The 16,846-nt window shown below is 63.5% G+C and carries 21 protein-coding genes; 9 read left to right on the top strand and 12 right to left on the bottom strand.

What is annotated here, in order from left to right; genetic code table 11:
- The first annotated feature begins 70 nt into the window (after positions 1 to 70).
- A complete protein-coding gene (locus ACYCFC_RS19830; RefSeq protein WP_459652662.1) occupies positions 71 to 859 on the top strand; it encodes a type IV pili methyl-accepting chemotaxis transducer N-terminal domain-containing protein in 789 nt (262 codons plus the stop codon).
- Positions 860 to 872: 13 nt separating this feature from the next.
- On the opposite strand, the gene ACYCFC_RS19825 is transcribed toward ACYCFC_RS19830, so the two are convergent.
- Positions 873 to 1,409: a DUF4345 domain-containing protein gene (locus tag ACYCFC_RS19825; protein ID WP_459652661.1), complete on the bottom strand. Its 537-nt coding sequence runs from the start codon at positions 1,407 to 1,409 to the stop codon at positions 873 to 875.
- Between the two features lie 179 nt (positions 1,410 to 1,588).
- Here ACYCFC_RS19825 and ACYCFC_RS19820 point away from each other — a divergent pair, with 179 nt between their 5' ends.
- Positions 1,589 to 2,023 (top strand): DUF411 domain-containing protein, encoded by a 435-nt coding sequence (locus tag ACYCFC_RS19820; protein WP_181082212.1) that lies wholly within the window; start codon positions 1,589 to 1,591, stop codon positions 2,021 to 2,023.
- Between the two features lie 173 nt (positions 2,024 to 2,196).
- Positions 2,197 to 3,048, top strand: a complete 852-nt coding sequence (ypfJ, locus tag ACYCFC_RS19815) for a KPN_02809 family neutral zinc metallopeptidase (RefSeq protein ID WP_459652660.1) — start codon at positions 2,197 to 2,199, stop codon at positions 3,046 to 3,048.
- Between the two features lie 6 nt (positions 3,049 to 3,054).
- On the opposite strand, the gene ACYCFC_RS19810 is transcribed toward ypfJ, so the two are convergent.
- The gene (locus ACYCFC_RS19810) at positions 3,055 to 3,387 is read right to left on the bottom strand and encodes a hypothetical protein (RefSeq protein WP_459652659.1); all 333 of its coding nucleotides are present in this window, start codon (positions 3,385 to 3,387) and stop codon (positions 3,055 to 3,057) included.
- A 104-nt stretch (positions 3,388 to 3,491) separates the two neighbouring features.
- Here ACYCFC_RS19810 and ACYCFC_RS19805 point away from each other — a divergent pair, with 104 nt between their 5' ends.
- The 4 genes from ACYCFC_RS19805 to ACYCFC_RS19790 all read left to right on the top strand — a co-directional run bounded on the left by ACYCFC_RS19805 (position 3,492) and on the right by ACYCFC_RS19790 (position 6,626).
- Positions 3,492 to 4,061 carry a DUF2796 domain-containing protein gene (locus tag ACYCFC_RS19805; RefSeq protein ID WP_181082215.1) on the top strand — a complete coding sequence of 190 codons (570 nt, stop codon included), beginning with the start codon at positions 3,492 to 3,494 and terminating at the stop codon, positions 4,059 to 4,061.
- Positions 4,062 to 4,132: 71 nt separating this feature from the next.
- Entirely contained in the window at positions 4,133 to 4,837 is a 705-nt protein-coding gene (locus ACYCFC_RS19800; RefSeq protein ID WP_459652658.1) for an ABC transporter ATP-binding protein, read from the top strand.
- Positions 4,838 to 4,839: 2 nt separating this feature from the next.
- Positions 4,840 to 6,105 (top strand): ABC transporter permease, encoded by a 1,266-nt coding sequence (locus ACYCFC_RS19795; protein ID WP_459652657.1) that lies wholly within the window; start codon positions 4,840 to 4,842, stop codon positions 6,103 to 6,105.
- A gap of 8 nt (positions 6,106 to 6,113) precedes the next feature.
- Entirely contained in the window at positions 6,114 to 6,626 is a 513-nt protein-coding gene (locus ACYCFC_RS19790; protein ID WP_459652656.1) for a DUF3299 domain-containing protein, read from the top strand.
- A gap of 130 nt (positions 6,627 to 6,756) precedes the next feature.
- Here ACYCFC_RS19790 and ACYCFC_RS19785 read toward each other — a convergent pair whose 3' ends face one another.
- Genes ACYCFC_RS19785 through ACYCFC_RS19760 form a run of 6 tightly spaced genes read right to left on the bottom strand, consistent with a single transcriptional unit; the run spans position 6,757 to position 11,626 of the window.
- A complete protein-coding gene (locus tag ACYCFC_RS19785) occupies positions 6,757 to 7,848 on the bottom strand; it encodes a tetratricopeptide repeat protein (protein WP_459652655.1) in 1,092 nt (363 codons plus the stop codon).
- Between the two features lies 1 nt (position 7,849).
- Positions 7,850 to 8,554 (bottom strand): energy transducer TonB, encoded by a 705-nt coding sequence (locus ACYCFC_RS19780; RefSeq protein ID WP_181082220.1) that lies wholly within the window; start codon positions 8,552 to 8,554, stop codon positions 7,850 to 7,852.
- Positions 8,554 to 8,964 (bottom strand): ExbD/TolR family protein, encoded by a 411-nt coding sequence (locus ACYCFC_RS19775; protein WP_181082221.1) that lies wholly within the window; start codon positions 8,962 to 8,964, stop codon positions 8,554 to 8,556. The genes ACYCFC_RS19780 and ACYCFC_RS19775 overlap by 1 nt, the downstream gene beginning before the upstream one ends.
- Positions 8,965 to 8,974: 10 nt before the next feature.
- On the bottom strand, positions 8,975 to 9,457 hold the full coding sequence (locus tag ACYCFC_RS19770; protein WP_181082264.1) for a MotA/TolQ/ExbB proton channel family protein: 483 nt from the start codon (positions 9,455 to 9,457) through the stop codon (positions 8,975 to 8,977).
- A gap of 55 nt (positions 9,458 to 9,512) precedes the next feature.
- The gene (locus ACYCFC_RS19765; RefSeq protein ID WP_181082222.1) at positions 9,513 to 10,859 is read right to left on the bottom strand and encodes a MotA/TolQ/ExbB proton channel family protein; all 1,347 of its coding nucleotides are present in this window, start codon (positions 10,857 to 10,859) and stop codon (positions 9,513 to 9,515) included.
- Positions 10,856 to 11,626: a DUF3450 domain-containing protein gene (locus tag ACYCFC_RS19760; RefSeq protein WP_459652654.1), complete on the bottom strand. Its 771-nt coding sequence runs from the start codon at positions 11,624 to 11,626 to the stop codon at positions 10,856 to 10,858. The genes ACYCFC_RS19765 and ACYCFC_RS19760 overlap by 4 nt, the downstream gene beginning before the upstream one ends.
- A gap of 200 nt (positions 11,627 to 11,826) precedes the next feature.
- Here ACYCFC_RS19760 and ACYCFC_RS19755 point away from each other — a divergent pair, with 200 nt between their 5' ends.
- Entirely contained in the window at positions 11,827 to 12,513 is a 687-nt protein-coding gene (locus tag ACYCFC_RS19755; protein WP_181082224.1) for an OmpW/AlkL family protein, read from the top strand.
- 335 nt (positions 12,514 to 12,848) lie between these two features.
- Here the strand turns inward: ACYCFC_RS19755 and ACYCFC_RS19750 are convergent, their stop codons facing one another.
- From ACYCFC_RS19750 to ACYCFC_RS19740, 3 genes are read right to left on the bottom strand one after another with little or no spacing between them, the layout of a single operon-like run.
- Positions 12,849 to 13,778 (bottom strand): NAD-dependent epimerase/dehydratase family protein, encoded by a 930-nt coding sequence (locus ACYCFC_RS19750; RefSeq protein ID WP_459652653.1) that lies wholly within the window; start codon positions 13,776 to 13,778, stop codon positions 12,849 to 12,851.
- Positions 13,771 to 14,655 carry a sugar nucleotide-binding protein gene (locus ACYCFC_RS19745; RefSeq protein WP_181082226.1) on the bottom strand — a complete coding sequence of 295 codons (885 nt, stop codon included), beginning with the start codon at positions 14,653 to 14,655 and terminating at the stop codon, positions 13,771 to 13,773. Before ACYCFC_RS19745 ends, ACYCFC_RS19750 begins: the two co-directional genes overlap by 8 nt.
- A 10-nt stretch (positions 14,656 to 14,665) precedes the next feature.
- Positions 14,666 to 15,160: a single-stranded DNA-binding protein gene (locus ACYCFC_RS19740; protein WP_181082227.1), complete on the bottom strand. Its 495-nt coding sequence runs from the start codon at positions 15,158 to 15,160 to the stop codon at positions 14,666 to 14,668.
- A 26-nt stretch (positions 15,161 to 15,186) separates the two neighbouring features.
- Here ACYCFC_RS19740 and ACYCFC_RS19735 point away from each other — a divergent pair, with 26 nt between their 5' ends.
- Positions 15,187 to 15,396 (top strand): hypothetical protein, encoded by a 210-nt coding sequence (locus ACYCFC_RS19735; protein ID WP_181082228.1) that lies wholly within the window; start codon positions 15,187 to 15,189, stop codon positions 15,394 to 15,396.
- Between the two features lie 40 nt (positions 15,397 to 15,436).
- On the opposite strand, the gene ACYCFC_RS19730 is transcribed toward ACYCFC_RS19735, so the two are convergent.
- Entirely contained in the window at positions 15,437 to 16,804 is a 1,368-nt protein-coding gene (locus ACYCFC_RS19730; protein ID WP_181082229.1) for an MFS transporter, read from the bottom strand.
- Positions 16,805 to 16,846: the final 42 nt, after the last annotated feature.

Below are 16,846 nucleotides of genomic sequence, written 5' to 3'. Positions count from 1 at the left end.
ACCGGCCCCGACAGCGTCGTTTCAGGACTCGCGCTGTACCGACAGCATGCAACCGAACAAGGATCCCATCATGTTCCAGCACCTTTCGCGGCTCTTGCTGGCTACAGCCCTTCTTCTCGGCAGCCTTCCCGCTCACGCCGCCATCAGCGACGCCGAGGCCGTGAACCGCGCCGGCATGCAGCGCATGCTCAGCCAGCGTATCGCCAAGAGCTACCTGATGATCGGCACCGAGACCCGCGCCGAACTGGCCATCAAGCAACTCGATCTGAGCGTCGCCACGCTTGAGGAAAATACCCAGCTGCTCGCCGAATACGCCCCGACACCTGCAATACGCGCCGCACTGAACGAAGCACAGGAAACCTGGCAGCACTTTCGTGAAGCCGCACTTTCCAGTCCGAGCAAGAGCGGATCGCTGGAGATGCTCAGGCTCAGCGACACCTTTCTAGCCCAGAGCGAGAAGCTGGTGGAATTGATCGAGCAGCACAGCGGCAGTCAGGTCGCCGGGCTGGTCAACCGCAGCGGTCGCCAGCGCATGCTCAGCCAGCGCATCGCCAAGCTGTACCTGGCCCTGAGCTGGCGGCTGCCGGATGACCGGCTGCGCAACGACTTTCAAACGGCGGTGAAGGAATTCGATACGGGGCTGCAGACGCTGCGCCAGGCGTTGCAGAATACACCCGAGATCAATCAGGAACTGGAGCGGATCGCAACACAATGGCGATTCGCCCAAGCCGGTTTCAGCCTCGCCGACGACTCCCGTTACGTGCCCACGGTCATCGTCACCACCACTGAAACCCTGCTGTGGAAGTTCGACGCGCTTACCCAGCGCTACGAACGCCTCGCCCAGAGCAATAAGCCCTGACGTAACGCACCGACTACGGAGACGGCGTGCCCTTGCGGAAGGGGGCAGGCGACTGTTCCGGCACTGCCTGGACAGAGGTCGGCTCATCACCCAGGCGAAACGGCTTCGGTGCCTCGTCAGGCAGCCGCCGGGTCGGCGGTTCGATCCGCTCGGGTTCAGGCTCGGGCCTTTCGCGAATCGCCAGCCAGGCCGCGGCGGCCAGTGCAGCGGCCAGTACCCGATAGATCAGCGAGGCGAGATCGAAGCCGATCAACGCGCCACCATCGAGCCACAGCGAAACCAGCCGCCCCAGCACCAGCGCCAGCAGAGTGATCATCAGCATTACCAGCGCCGGTCGTGCCCGCTCGGGCGCACGCGCGGCCCAAAGCAGGAACAGCGCCAGCCCCAGTTGCAAGCCACCGTAATAGACACGCATATGGCTGACCGAAGCGCTTTCCATGAGCAGCATGCCGTTGAGATTGGCCATTTCGTAGGGCCGCACCCAATAAGCCAGACTGAGGCCCGCCATGAGCACGGCCTGTACGATCAGCACGAAGCGGGCAAAACGCATCGAAAACTCCCTTGATGACTCTCGCACCCCGAGCCCTATCCGACCCGCTCCGCCGGTGTTTGGTTCGCGGCAAACGACGGCATGGCGCGCCGCCAGCTGCGACATTCGCTCACAGTCAACCCCTTGGGCAAGTCATGAGCAGGGCGTATCCTTCCCCTATTCTGTTCGGAGGATTCCCCATGCGTCGTCTGCTGCTCGCCACCGTTCTTTTCGCCGGTCTCGCCCAGGCCGCCGAGCCCATCGCCATCGACGTACACCGCGATGCCAACTGCGGCTGCTGCAAGGACTGGATCAAGCATCTGGAAGACAACGGTTTTGCCGTGACCGATCACGTCGAACCGAACATGTCTGCAGTCAAGGCCAAGCTCGGCGTGCCGCATCGTCTGGGCTCCTGCCACACCGGCGTGATCGACGGCAAGTTCGTCGAAGGCCACGTGCCCGCCGCCGACATCCTCAAGCTGCGTGCCCAGCCCGACCTGATCGGCGCGGCGGTTCCGGGCATGCCGATGGGCTCGCCGGGCATGGAAATGGGCGATCGCAAGGACGCCTACCAGGTCATCGGCCTGAACAAGCAGGGTCGCGAGTCGGTACTTAACAGCTACCCCGGTAACTAAGCTGGAAGACGAAGCATCCCCCACGCGGAATTTGCGTGTGGCGAAGCAGGTCCAAGGGTCTGTTGCGGTTTCTGAAACGGCAACGGACCCTTTTCGTTTGCGCCCTGTCGCGCCAGCGATGCAGAAGCACGTCACGAACCCTGGCCAGCGAGCCATTTGCGAAGGATGCGAACATGCGTTGGAAAAAGGCGCGGCGCAGCGACAACGTAGTGGATGCCAGGGGCGGCAGTCGTGGCGGTCGGCTGAGCCTCGCCGGTATCGCCGTGGTCGTGGTGATCGGCCTGCTGTCCGGCCAGGACCCGCTGCAGATCCTCGGCCAACTGGCCAACCAGAGCGGTTCGCTCCCTACCCAGCAGGACAGCCCGGCAGCCAATGGCGATGATCCTCAGGTGGCCTTTGTCCAGGCCATCCTCGGCGATACCGAAGACACCTGGCGCACGCTGTTCCAGCAATCCGGCGGGCAATATCGCGATCCGACGCTGGTGCTGTTTCGCGGCGGCGTCAACTCGGCCTGCGGTTTCGCCAGTTCCGCCGTGGGTCCTTTCTACTGCCCCGGCGACCAGCAGGTTTACCTGGACCTGCAGTTCTTCGACGAAATGGCCTCGCGCTTCGCAGTGGCCGGCGATTTCGCCCAGGCCTACGTAATCGCCCACGAAGTCGGCCATCACGTGCAGACGCTGCTGGGCATATCCCGGCAGATGCAGGCGGCGCGTCAGCGCGGCGCACGGATGGAAGGCGACAACGGCCTGCTGGTGCGCCAGGAGTTGCAGGCCGACTGCTTCGCCGGCGTCTGGGCCTATCACGCCCAGCAGCGCCATGACTGGCTCGAAGAAGGCGATCTGGAGGATGCACTGAACGCCGCCAGTGCCATCGGTGACGACCGCCTGCAGCAGCAGAGCCAGGGCCGGGTCGTCCCCGATGCCTTCACCCACGGCACCTCGGCGCAGCGGATGAAATGGTTTCGGACCGGTTTTGACAGCGGCGAACCGGCGCGCTGCGATACCTTCCAGGCATCGCGCCTGTAGCTCGCCTCAACCGATCCAGCTGAACACGGGCGCATCCGCGCCACTCTGTACCCGCACCTGCGCGCTGTGACGCAAACGCACCAGCAGGCGCTTGCCGGCCTGGGCGCTACCGGCCATGGCTTCGAGCTGCGCCAGCAACTGCGGACCATCCACCTGCCCCGCTTCGCGCACCATCTGCAACGCGGCAAGCCAGAGGTCGTCCGACTCCGTGGCGCGCGCGGGCTGTCCACCCCGGACAAGATCCGGCAACTGCTGCGCCAGTTGCGCCCAGTCCTGATCATCCATCTCGATGCTGAGATCCACTGATAGCTCGCCGATATGGCCGCGAATTCGAATCACCTGCGTGTCTCCTGGAAAAATCAGCGGAATGCTCCCATGCCACGCAAGGGCTGGCCAGCCGCACCTTCTTGTTATAATGTAACGATAACTTCAAGGAGACCGACATGCGCCACCTGCTGCTTGCCCTTCCCTTCGCCCTGCTGCCAGCCATCACACATGCCGGCGAGCATCATCATCACGACCATCATCACGACGAGCATGCCAGCCTCGGCACCCACGAACACGGCGTCGCCCAGCTTGACGCGGCGCTGGAGGGCACGCGCTTGGAAATCGAACTGCGCAGCCCGGCGGTGAACCTGCTGGGCTTCGAGCATGCTCCCAACAATGCCGCAGACAAGCACAAGGTGGCAGACACGCGCGCGCAACTGGAGCAGCCGGACAGACTGTTCGGTCTGTCGACCGAAGCCGGCTGCAGACTCGATGAAACCAGCCTGGAAAGCCCGCTGTTCGCAGAAGGCGGCCATGATCATGCACAGCATGACGCCGGCATGCACAGCGATATCCATGCTCGATATCGCTATAGCTGCAGCGCGCCGGATGCGTTACCCGGTCTGGACCTTCAGGAATTGTTCGAGGCCTTTCCCGGCACCGAGAAAATCCAGGCGCAGGTCATCGGGCCGAACGGGCAGCAGGGCAAACTACTGCGTGCCGAGAAGGCGCGGATAACGTTCTGATACAGGATGTCCGCCTGGCCTCTGCCCAAGGCAGTACACTCCGGCTCGCCGGCCACATTCAGATTCTGCCCATGACTGCGCTGCTAGAACTTCATCAACTCGGTTTCGCCTGGCCTGGCCAGGCGGAGCTGCTGGACATCCCCACGTTCGCACTGGAACGCAACCAGAGCCTGTTCCTCAGAGGCCCCTCCGGCAGTGGCAAGACCACCCTGCTCGGGTTGATTGGCGGCGTGCAGAAAGCCGGGCGCGGAACAGTCCGCCTGCTGGACGAGGATCTCGGCGCGCTTTCGGCAAGCGCGCGGGATAGCTTTCGGGTCGATCACACCGGCTATATCTTCCAGCAGTTCAACCTGCTGCCCTTTCTTTCCGTGGCTGAGAACGTCGCGCTGCCCTGCCATTTCTCGCACCTGCGCAGCGAGCGGGCACGCGAGCGCTACGGCAGCGTCGAGCAGGCCGCTACCAGCCTGCTCACCCACCTTGGCCTGCCGGTCGAATTGTCCGGACGCCGCGCCGAGTCGCTTTCCATCGGCCAGCAGCAACGCGTCGCTGCGGCGCGCGCACTTATCGGTCAGCCCGAACTGGTGATCGCCGACGAGCCCACCTCGGCGCTGGATGCCGACAACCGCGAAGCCTTCCTGCAACTGCTGTTCGCTGAATGCCAGGCCGCCGGGTCGAGCCTGCTGTTCGTCAGTCATGACCAGAGCCTGGCCCCCCTGTTCGACCGCAACCTGTCGCTGGCCGAGCTCAACCGCGCCGCACACCCTGCGGAGGTATGACGATGTTCCTGTTGCGCCTGGCGCTGGCGAGCCTGAACAACCGCCGCTTCACCGCCCTGCTCACGGTATTCGCCATCGCACTGTCGGTGTGCCTGCTGCTCGCCGTCGAGCGGGTGCGCAATGAAACCCGCGCCAGTTTCGCCAGTACCATCAGCGGCACCGACCTTGTCGTCGGCGCCCGCTCCGGCTCGGTGAACCTGCTGCTCTATTCGGTGTTCCGCATCGGCAACGCCACCAACAATATTCGCTGGGAGAGCTTCGAGCATTTCGCCAATCATCCACGCACGAGCTGGGCGATTCCCATTTCCCTCGGTGACTCCCATCGCGGTTATCGGGTAATGGGCACCAGCGAAGCCTATTTCGAGCACTACCGCTACGGTCGCAAACAGGCCCTGCAACTGGCCGAAGGCCGCCCCTTCGGCGAAGATCCTTTCGAGGTGGTGCTGGGCGCCGAAGTGGCCAAGGCGCTGGATTACAGGCTCGATGATCAGCTGGTGCTGGCTCATGGCGTCGCCGCGGTCAGCCTGGTCCGGCATGACGACAAGCCCTTTCGCGTGACAGGCATCCTGCAACGCACCGGCACTCCGGTCGACCGCACGTTGCATATCAGCCTGGCCGGCATGGAGGCGCTGCATATTGACTGGCAGCACGGCATGCCGGCGCGCGGCGCGGCGCGCATCGATGCCGAGCAGGCCCGTCAGCTGGACCTGCAGCCGCAACAGATCACCGCCTTCCTGCTCGGTCTGGACAGCCGCATCGCCACCTTCACCCTGCAGCGCGAGATCAATCAGCATCCTGGCGAGCCGCTGCTGGCAGTGCTGCCCGGCGTAGCCCTGCAGGAACTCTGGAGCCTGATGGGTACGGCGGAAAAGGCGCTGTTCGTGGTTTCGCTGTTCGTCGTCTTCACCGGGCTGATCGGCATGCTCACGGCAATTCTCACCAGTCTCAACGAACGGCGTCGGGAAATGGCCATTCTGCGTTCGGTCGGCGCCCGCCCCTGGCATATCGCCGGGCTGCTGCTGGCCGAGGCTTTCAGCCTGGCGCTGGCCGGCGTGCTGTTCGGCCTGCTGCTTCTTTATCTGGCCATTGCGGTTGCCCAGTCGCCGTTGCAAAGTCATTACGGGCTCTACCTGCCGCTGGCCTGGCCGAGCGCCTACGAATGGTCGCTGCTGGGCGGCATCCTGCTGGCCGGGCTGCTGGTAGGCAGCGTGCCGGCCTGGCAGGCATACCGGCAATCCCTGGCCGACGGTCTGTCGATCCGCTCATGAGAAAAGCCATGCCACGCCTGCTGCTTGCCGCACTCTTCGCCCTTGTCGCTTCCCTTGCCTCAGCCGAGGTGCGCGAACTGCAATGGGCTGATCTGATCCCCGAGGGCGCCCCGCCGCCGTCCCCGCCCGTGGCGCTGCATGACCTGTCGCAACTGGCCGATGCGCTGGCCGCCGAAAGCGGACCTGCCACGCCGCAGCAGTCCCCGGCGGAGCCGGTGGTCGAAGCGCTGGACGGCATCCGTGCCCGGCTACCGGGTTATATCGTGCCACTGGAAATCAGCGAGGAAGGACGGGTAACGGAGTTTCTTCTGGTGCCCTACTTCGGCGCCTGCATCCATGTACCGCCACCGCCGTCGAACCAGATCGTACACGCGACCAGCGAACTGGGGGTGAAGATGGATGCGCTCTATCAGCCCTTCTGGATCGAGGGGCCGCTCAGGGTCGAACACGCCAGCAGCGAACTGGCCGAAGCCGGCTATCGCATGGACGCTCAGAAAATCAGGATCTACGAGCTGGAATAGGCGTCGGGCAGGAACGGGCCATGCCCGTGAAGCAAATCATGCCAGCAGGCTGGCCATGTTCGTGGGAATGGCCCACTCCTACGGCAGCCTTGCCTGGAGGTACGCAGGGCATTCGTGGCCGCTAAATCGTTCAGTTGACGCTGGCGATCTGCCGCTCGCGCTGGAAGCTCAGTTCGCCCTCGGCCCACTCGCGCCAGACGCGCACCTTGCTTCGCTCGGCGCCCGCCCGTTCGGCCTGTTTCAAGGCATCGAGACCGGCTTGCCAGTGTGCCTGCTCAAGCTCCAGTTGCGCGACGTTCAGCCAGAACTTGGCGCTACCGGACTGCTCGGCCAGCTCACGGTAGATGCGCGCCGCCGGCGAGCGCTCGCGAGCCTGCCACCAGAGCATGCCAAGCCGCTCACGGCGCGCTGCATTGCTCGCCAGCAGGCCCGACTCCAGCATGCCCTGGAGCAGCTTCGCACCCTGCCAGGGCTGTTCCGCCGCGCTGGCCAGCAGCACCAGATTGTCCAGCTCCGACTCACTGAAACGCACACCCTTGGCATGGGCAGCGCGCAAGGTGGCCAGGGCCTTGCCCTCGGCACCGGCCAGCTGTTGCAAGCCAGCCAGTTGCCGCCAGCCTCTGGCTTCATCGGGATGACGTACCAGCAGACGCCGCTGCCAGCGCTCTGCGGCTTCATAGCGTTTCAGCTCGGCATTGACTGCCACCAGAAACTGCAACCAGGTATCGGCAGCTTTGGGATTGGCCTGCACATAACGTTCGGCAAGGGGCAGCGCCTTGGCGTGCTGCCCCAGCCCCTGATAGGCCTGCACCAGCATCTGCAAGACATCCTCACTGGCCTGGGCAGGCGAGCCAAGCAGGCTGACAACCTTGGCGTAACGCCCCTGCAGCAGGTTCAGCCGGGCCAGATTCAGGCGTTCGCCGGCCACTTGCTCCTCATCCAGCTTGCCGCTGGCGACGGCCTTCTCCAACAGCTCCAGTGCCTGCTTGCCGTTACCTTCGGCCCAGGCGAGATAGGCCTGGCTGCGCCACAGCAGGGCCTGTTCAAGGCTATCCGGCTTGGCCTCGGCCTGATCCAGAGCCTTGCGTGCCGTGCTGTAGTCGCCCTTTTCCTGGGCAGTCTGGGCACGCTCCAGCGCTCTGAACACGGCAGGATCGATACTTTGCGCGGCCTGTGTACTGGCCACGAACAACAGTGAAATCAACAGCAGGAAACGTGGCATGTCAGCGTTCTCCTTGCAGGCGGAAATGCAGGGTCTTGACGGCTTCACGGGAGACCGCGACACCATTTTCAGTACGCGGCGCAAAGCGCCAGCGTGCCGCGGCACGGCGTGCTTCACGGTCGAAGATATTGCGTGGCGAGGCTTCGAGTACGCGGATGTTCTCCACCCGGCCCGCCGGATTGATGGTGAAGGCGAGCTTGATATGCCCCTCGATGCCCTGCTGCCGCGCACGGTAGGGATATTCCGGGCGCACATCATTGAGCGGCATCACTTCATTTTCCGGTCCGCCCGGCTGGCTGGTCGCCGCCCCTGCGTTTGCCGGCGGCGCGGCGGCGGGCGGCGCGGCTCCCGCCGTAAGGCCGGCGAGGCTCGGCGAGGGCGCTGCTGCAATGGAGAGTCCGGTGTCGATGCTTGGCAGATCGAGATCGAGCTTGGGCAAACTGGCGTCCGGTGTGCTCATATTCTGGGTCGGCGTCGGCTGCTGCGGCGTTTTCGGCTGCGGTGGCTGTGGCGCCTGCTGTCGGGAACGGGTTGCACTCTCTTCGTTGCGCCCATCCATACGGACGAAATTGGCGATGGGCACCCGCTCATCATCGATCTGACTCCGTGGCGGGCTGACCATGCTCAACATCAGCGCGAACAGCAGCAGCGCCACTACACAGGCGATGACGAAAGACAGTCCCAGGCGAGCCAGCGCTGGACGCATCAGCCCTCTCCTGTGCTGGCCGCCAGCGCCACGTCACGCACACCGGCCTGACGCGCCTGGTCCATGACCTGCACCACCAGCCCGGTACGCGCATCCCGATCGGCCTGCACCACCACCGCACCATCGGGCTGATCGACCCGCATGCGCTCGACGTGGGCGCGCACACTGCGCACATCGATTGCCTGCTTGTCGATCCAGACCTGACCATCGGCGGTGACCGCGATAAAGATATTGCCCTTGTCCTGGGTGCTGGCGGTATCGGCCTGGGGACGCTGCACCTCGACACCCGACTCGCTGATGAAGGAGCTGGTGACGATAAAGAAGATCAACATGATGAAGACCACATCGAGCATCGGCGTCAGATCGATGCCGGTGTCTTCTTCCTGCTGATGATGGCGACGCATACGCATCCGGTATTCCTCAATCGTGACGCAGCTGGTCGGCCAGCCGGTCGAGCGCCAGGCGGGCGATACGCTCAAGGCGCGCCTGACTGAACAGTCCAGTGATGGCCAGCACCATGCCGGCCATGGTCGGCAGGGTCGCCTGCCAGACGCCGGCGGCCATGCCGCGCGGGTTGCCGGTACCACTGAGGGCCAGCACATCGAATACCGCAATCATGCCGCTGACGGTGCCCAGCAGGCCCAGCAGCGGATACAGCGCCACCATGGTCTTGCCCAGGCGCAAGGGGCCTGACAGCTGTTGCTGTGCCTGCGCCAGCCAGGAACCACGCACGGCACGCTGCCAGTTGCCGGGCTCGCCGCTCAGCTGGCTCCAAGCCTCCCGACGTGACTCTACCCAGCGCGGGAAGACGCGGCGGATAAACCACAGTCGCTCGAACACCAGCGTCCAATACAGTACGCAGAGCCCCGCCAGTGCCCACATCACCACGCCGCCGGATGCCATGAAATCAAGCAGCGCATAAGCACTGTCGATCAGACGCAACCAGAGTGCGGGGGTATCAATCACGACGCGGCGCTCCGGACAGATGCAACGCAATCAGCCCGGCGCTCTGCTGTTCCAGCAACTGCACCAGCCCCTTGCTGCGACTGGCCAGCAGGCTGTGCAGGAACAGCAGCGGGATCGCCACCACCAGCCCCAGCACGGTAGTCACCAGCGCCTGGGAAATCCCGTCGGCCATCAGTCGCGAATCGCCGCCACCACCCTGGGTGATGGCCTGGAAAGTGACGATCATGCCGGTCACCGTGCCCAGCAGGCCCAGCAGTGGCGCTACCGCACTGAGCAGCTTGAGCAACGGCAATCCACGCTCCAGCGGTGGCGTTTCCTGCAGGATCGCCTCGTCGAGCTTGAGTTCCAGGGTTTCCAGATCAGACAGCTGCGGTTTTGGCCCGAGCACGCCGATGATCCGGCCCAGCGGATTATCGGCGCGCGGATCGGTCAGGTCGCGCATCTGTTGGCCAACGGCACGGGAGACACCGGCCAGCCAGAGCATGCGCCAGAACGCCAGGCACAGTCCAAGAAACCCAAGCGCCACGATCACCCAGCCAACCACTCCACCCTGCTGCAAACGAGCCCAGAGATCCGGTTGCAGTTGCAATTGCGCCAGCAGCGTTCCACGACTCGGGTCCACCGGCAAACTGGCAAGCGCATCGCGGCTGCTCAGATAATCATCGACCAGCCCCATGCCGGCTGGCTGGCGTGGCAGGGCCAGCAGCTCACCGGCACCGGCGTCGTAACGCAGAAAGGCATCGGGACTGAACGCGGAGAAACTGCCGACCCGCAGCACCGGCAACACATTGCGCTGCCCATCGACACCGACCACCGGCAATTCGAGACGCTCGACCCGGCCACTGGCGGCCAGGTCCTCCAGCAAGGTCATCCAGAAGCCATCGAGGTCTTCCGCCGAAGGCAAGGCCCGGCTCTCCGCCAGTGCCTTCAAGCGCTGCACTCGCTCGGGATACTGCATGTTGAGCAGGCTATCCTGCCACTGGCCGCCAATATCTCCGGCGCTCTGGCGTACCACGCCGAAGAGTTCGCCCAGATGACCGACCCGCTGGGCCAGCAACTTCTCCTGCTCGGCAAGCTCGGCTTCCTGGCGATCGAACTCGGCCTTGAGCCGCTCGGCTTCGGCCTTCTGGGTATTCAGCGCAGCCTGAGCACGCGATAGCAGCTGCGCCTGCTCGCTGCGGTCACGGATAAAGGCCTGCTCGCGCGCCTGCATCGCCTCGACCTCGGCAGCACGCTCGCTGCGAATGCGCTGCAGCAACTGATCGGGCGTCAGCGGTTCGGCTGCCTGGGCCAGCGCCGGCAACAGGCCGGCAAAAATCATTATTAGCAGACGGCTCATTGCGTAGCCTCCCTGGCCAGGGTCTTGACGGGCAACACGAGATAATCGGGTGCCTGCTGCTGACGAGCGATGGCAATGGCCTGAGTGACGGGCCGGCGAGCACTGCCGTCAAGCACCTCCCAGTTGCCGCTTTGCGGATTCCACCAGCCGCTCTCATGCGCATCGAGGGTCTGGTAATAGAGCATCACCCGCCCCAGACGCAGGAACTCGACGCTGCGCGTACCCCCGTCTACCGGCAGCTCGCCGCGCCAGGCTTCCAGGGTGCGGCCATAGTCGCTCTCGACCTGATAAGCCTCAAGAATGCGCCGATATTTCTCCGCCAGGCTGATATCGGCGCGCGGCAGCAGATCCTGCAACTGCGCCAGCCGGTCAGCACGCTCATCCGGCAGGAATGGCAGGTCGGCGGCGATGAATTCGCCCAAGACCTCGACCATCTGCACCATCTGCGGCGTTACCGCCTCCTGGGTACGCTCGATACTGTCGAGCTGGCGCTGAAAGCTTTCGAGTTCCTTGCGCTGCGCCGCGGTGAGTTCGACCAGCTGCTTGTTGTACGCCTTCAGTGCCTCGGCCTGCTGCAACGCATTGCGATAATCGTTGAGCATTTGCCGGGTGGCATCGTCGAGCTGCTCGATGCGTGCCTGGGACGCTTTGGCTTCGGCGGCCAGACGCTGACTCTCCTCCAGCGCTGCATCCAGCGGAGCTGCATGCAGCTGCACGCAGCACGGCAACAGGGCGACCGCCAGAAGGCGGGGTATAAGAGCTTGCATTGATTAAGGGTCCTTGCAGACGAAGGTCAAACTCGAAAGAGAAACATTATCATCTAGATGAAGAAGCGAAGGCAACCCGGACATTAGGTCGCAGCCCCGGTAAAGCCGAACCTTTTATTGAGCTGGATCAAAAACAGCCACACGGCGCGCCCTACCATTGCCCCCACTCGCAACGCACCATGTCTCGATGGAGTTTCAATATGCGCAAGACCCTGTTTACCGCTTCCGTGCTGGCCGTGGCTCTCGCCGCTCCCGTCGCCCAGGCCCATCAGGCCGGTGACATCATCGTTCGCGCTGGTGCGATTACTGTTGATCCGCGTGAGGATAGCGGCAACATCTATGTCGGCGCGCTCGGAACCAGCGTCGCCGGCACCAAAGCCACACTGGATAGCAATACGCAGCTGGGTCTTAACTTCGCCTATATGGTGACCGACAAGATCGGCATCGAACTGCTGGCAGCCAGCCCGTTCAGCCATGACGTCGGCGTAAAAGGAATGCCCGGCCCCTATGCCGGCCTGAATGGGAAACTGGGCGAGCTCAAGCATCTGCCGCCGACCCTGAGCGTGGTCTACTACCCACTCGACAGCAAGGCCGCCTTTCAACCCTATGTTGGTGCCGGCATCAACTACACCTGGTTCTTCGATGACAAACTGTCCAGCGAAGCCGAAGGTAAAGGCTTCAACGGCCTGGATATCAAAGACTCCTGGGGCCTGGCCTTTCAGGTTGGCGCTGATTACATGCTGACCGACAACCTGATGATCAACGCCCAGGTCCGCTATATCGACATCGACACCACCGGAACCACCAGCATTCTCGGAGACAAGGTCAAAGTCGACGTGGACGTGGACCCGATGGTCTACATGGTCGGCCTCGGCTACAAGTTCTGACGAAACGGCAATCGCCGAATCGCAGACCAGACAAAGGCGCCCTCGGGCGCCTTTGTTGTTTTCGACGCCTCACCAACCCAATGGGCAGAACCAAGGTCTGCCTTCGAAGCTTCGGATTGTGCCTGCGAATTGTCGGATTACGCCTTCGGCTAATCCGACCTACAAATGGCTGGGTTTTGTAGGTCGGGTCACGCTTCACCGACCCGACGAGCGGACGCCCAGACACAGCGAAGGCGGTCGCCTTGTTCGTCGAGTCACGCCTTCTGATCGTCGGATTACGCCTTCAGAAACCCGGATTACGCCTTCGGCTAATCCAGGCTACGGCCTCTAACCTGCTAGCGATTCAGGAGTCTCGCCAGTCCACTGCGCATATCGGTCGCCGGCTCGGGCAACCGAAAGCGCTGCAGCAGTCGCGCATTGTTTGCCCGCGAATGGCGAATATCTCCACTGCGCGCCGCCTGGTAGCTGACCGGCGGCAGCCCGCCAAGCACATCGCCAATCGCCGCCAGCAGCTGATTCAACGACGTGGCGTGATTGAGCCCGACATTGATCGCGCCTTCCTGGGTTTCATTGCACTCCAGCGCCTGCACCAGCAACTCGACCAGATCGCCGACATAGAGAAAATCACGGGTCTGCTCGCCATCGCCGAATACGGTGATGGGTAATCCCTGCTGGGCACGTTCGGTAAAGATGCTGATCACACCGGAGTACGGCGAAGAGGGGTCCTGACGCGGACCGTAGATATTGAAGAAGCGGAACACCACCGGCTCCAGCCCGTGCTGACGCCGATAGAAATCGAGATAGTGCTCGCTGGCGAGCTTGTCCGCCGCATAGGGGGTCAGAGGGGACTTTGGCGTGTCTTCATCGATGGCCTGGCCTTCACCATTATTGCCGTAGACCGCCGCGCTCGACGCGAAGACCACACGACGCACACCCGCCTCGCGCATCGCTTCGCACAGGTTGAGAGTGCCAATCAGGTTGCTGCGATGGGTACCGAGCGGATCATCCACCGAAGCCTGCACCGAGGCCACCGCCGCCAGGTGCACCACAGCCGCACAGCCCTGCAAGGCGCTACGCACCACCTGCGCATCAGCCACATCGCCTTCGATCAGCTCGACCCGATCATCAGCTGGCAGGTTGCTGCGCTTGCCGGTGGACAGATTGTCCAGCACCCGCACCGAATAGCCACGGACCAGCAGTGCATCGACCAGATTGGAGCCGATGAAGCCAGCCCCCCCGGTCACCAGGATCGGGGACTCAGCCATGACGGTAGTAATGCTCCAGCAGACTCGGCAACCCCGTGCGCCAGGCACGCGGCTTGATACCGAAGGTATTGAAGATCTTCTTGCAGGCCAGCACGCCATGCTGTGGCTCGTCCGCCGCATCGTCACAGTCGGCGTGAGCGATCGGCGTCAGGCTTTCGACCCTCAAGGGCCGATGCTGGCTGGCCTCGGTGTACAGCGCCTGGGCCACCACCAGCGGCGTCGATGCCTCATGCCCGCCATAGTGGTAGGTACCCCAGAGCGGGGCCTGGCAGTCGAGCTGCTTGATGACGGCCAGCATGACCCGCGCGGCATCATCCACCGGCGTAGGGTTGCCGCGCCGGTCGTCGGCGAGTACCAGCTGCTCGTCCTGTTCGAGACGCTGCAGGAAACGCCCCAGCAAACCATGCGGGCTGTCATCGAGCAACCAGCCGAAACGCAGCAGAACATGCCGGGGACAGAGCGCCCGTACAGTCTGCTCGACACGCCAGAGCGCGCGACTACGGGCATCCAGCGGAGCAACTTCGTCCTTCTCGCTGTAGGCCGTGGTGCGCGCACCATCGAAAACCCTGTAGCTGGACGGCTGTAGCAGCACGAGCTGATGGTGCTGGCAGAGTTCTGCCAGACGCTCCACGGCGCGCTCCTGGCTGGCCAGCACGGTCTCGTCGACCTTCCCGCTCTGGAACCAGTCGAAATAATAGGCAAGGTTGATCACGACGTCCGGGCGGTTGTCGTCGAGCAATTCGGTCAGGCTGGACGCATCCCAGCCCCTGTCGGGCGGGCACGGCGCGAGGAAATTGATATCCTCCTCGGCGCCAAGGCGGATGAGCGCCTGGCCCAGGGCATTGCCGCCGCCCAACAGCATCAGGCGCATTCGCATGGAGTGAACTCTAGAACGGAATATCGTCGTCGAAGCTGTCGTAGTCGGCTGCCGGCTGCTGGGCGACCGGCTTCGGCTGGGACTGCTGAGGGCGTGCCGCCTGCTGCGGTTCACGCTGCGGGCGCGGCTGCGACTGGCGTGGCGCATCGTCGGAGCTGCCACCACGGCCACCGAGCAGCTGCATGGTACCGCCCATGTCGACCACGATTTCCGTGGTGTAGCGCTTGACGCCGTCCTTCTCCCACTCGCGGGTCTGCAGACGCCCTTCGATATAGCACTGCGAGCCCTTGCGCAGGTACTCACCGGCAATCTCTGCAACCTTGCCGAACAGCACCACGCGGTGCCATTCGGTGCGCTCCTGAAGCTGGCCGGTCTGCTTGTCCTTCCAGCTGTCGGTGGTCGCCAGCGTGATGTTGGTCACCGCATTGCCATTGGGCATGTAGCGGGTTTCCGGATCGCCGCCGACATTGCCGATCAAGATGACTTTATTCACCCCTCTGGCCATGGGTAACTCCTTATCTGGAACATGAATTGGGCTGGCTGGGCAAAACTTCCTGCGAACAGGAAAAAGCCAATGACCGCGAATCTTACCTCAGCCATCCGGACCATCCAACAGGACATGAGCGCGAGTTGCAGGCCAGCGGTATTTTTGCCAGCCATGTCGCATCAGTGCCGGTGCGGTGCCACAAAGGCGGTAAAACCGCCGCAGCCATGTGGCTCGGCGAACGGCAACGGAGCTAACAGGCTGTTGAAAATACTACCTATGCTTTTCAAAGACCTGCTATGCGACCAGTCGATCCAGCTCGGCCCTGTCGATCACCTGCGCATCCACCTTGACATAGGCGGCCCCCTCATCGGCCAGCACGACCGCATCCGACACGCCGGGCACGGCCAGCAACTGCGCCGTAAGATCCGGATTGGCCCGCGCCGCTTCCGACAGCGGCAGCCGCAGACCGCTGACATAAGGTGGCTCGCGCATGCTCCGCACGACCAACAGCCACACCCCGGCAAGCGCCGCGCAAATGACGAACACCAGATCGAGCCCACCCAGCTGGTAGAGCCAGCCACCGAGAATCCCGCCCAGCCCCGCACCGAGGAACTGGCTGGTGGAATACACCCCCATCGCCGTGCCCTTGCCGCCCGCTGGCGCGACCTTGCTGATCAGCGACGGCAAGGAGGCTTCCAGCAGATTGAAGGCCGTGAAGAAGATCACCATGCCGAACACCAGAGCCCACAGGCCATGCCCGAACAGCCAGAAGAACAGCTCGCACAGCAGCAGCACCCCAACCGCACCCAGCAGCACCCGCCGCATCTGGCGCTTCTTCTCGCCATAGATGATGAACGGAATCATCCCCAGGAAACCGACCAGCAGCGCCGTCAGGTAAACCCACCAGTGATCTTCCTTGGGCAGCGCGCCCTCATCCACCAGCGCCAGCGGCAACGCGACGAAACTGGCCATGAGAATGGCATGCAGGGCCAGAATGCTGAAATCCAGACGCAGCAGATCCGGATGGCGCAAGGTCTTACCCAGCGCCTGCTTCGCCAGCCCCGATTCACGATGCTGCAGATGCTGCTGAGCGCGTGGCAGGGTCGCGACGATCACGCCACCCAGCAGTGCCAGCGCCGCCGTTATCCAGAACAGACCGGAAAGCCCGAATGCCTGTGTCAGCAACGGCCCGATGACCATGGCTACCGCAAAGGATACGCCGATGCTCATGCCGATCATGGCCATGGCCTTGGTCCGATGTTGCTCGCGGGTCAGGTCGGAAAGCAGCGCCATTACCGCAGCCGAGATCGCCCCGGCGCCCTGCAGTACCCGCCCGGCGATCACTCCCCAGATAGAGTCGGCCATGGCCGCGAGCCCGGCACCCAGCGCGAACAGCAAGAGACCGAAGTAGATCACCGGCAGACGGCCAATGCGATCAGACAACATGCCAAAGGGAATTTGCAGCACCGCCTGGGTCAAACCATAAGCACCGATGGCAAGACCGATCAGCGCCGGTGTGGCGCCCTGCAGGTCCATGCCATAGGTCGCCAGCACCGGCAGCACCATGAACATGCCAAGCATGCGAAACGCGAAGACCATGGCCAGACCGGAAGCTGCGCGGGTTTCGCTGGCATTCATGCGTTCGCTGTAGGGGTCCTGCATTTGTGGGGGTCTCGCTCGAATGAACCGGCGGCGATTCTAGCA

This window comes from Stutzerimonas sp. NM35, from assembly GCF_054604355.1.
The sequence above is the reverse complement of the archived record's forward strand: the minus strand, read 5'-3'. Positions and strand labels throughout refer to the sequence as shown.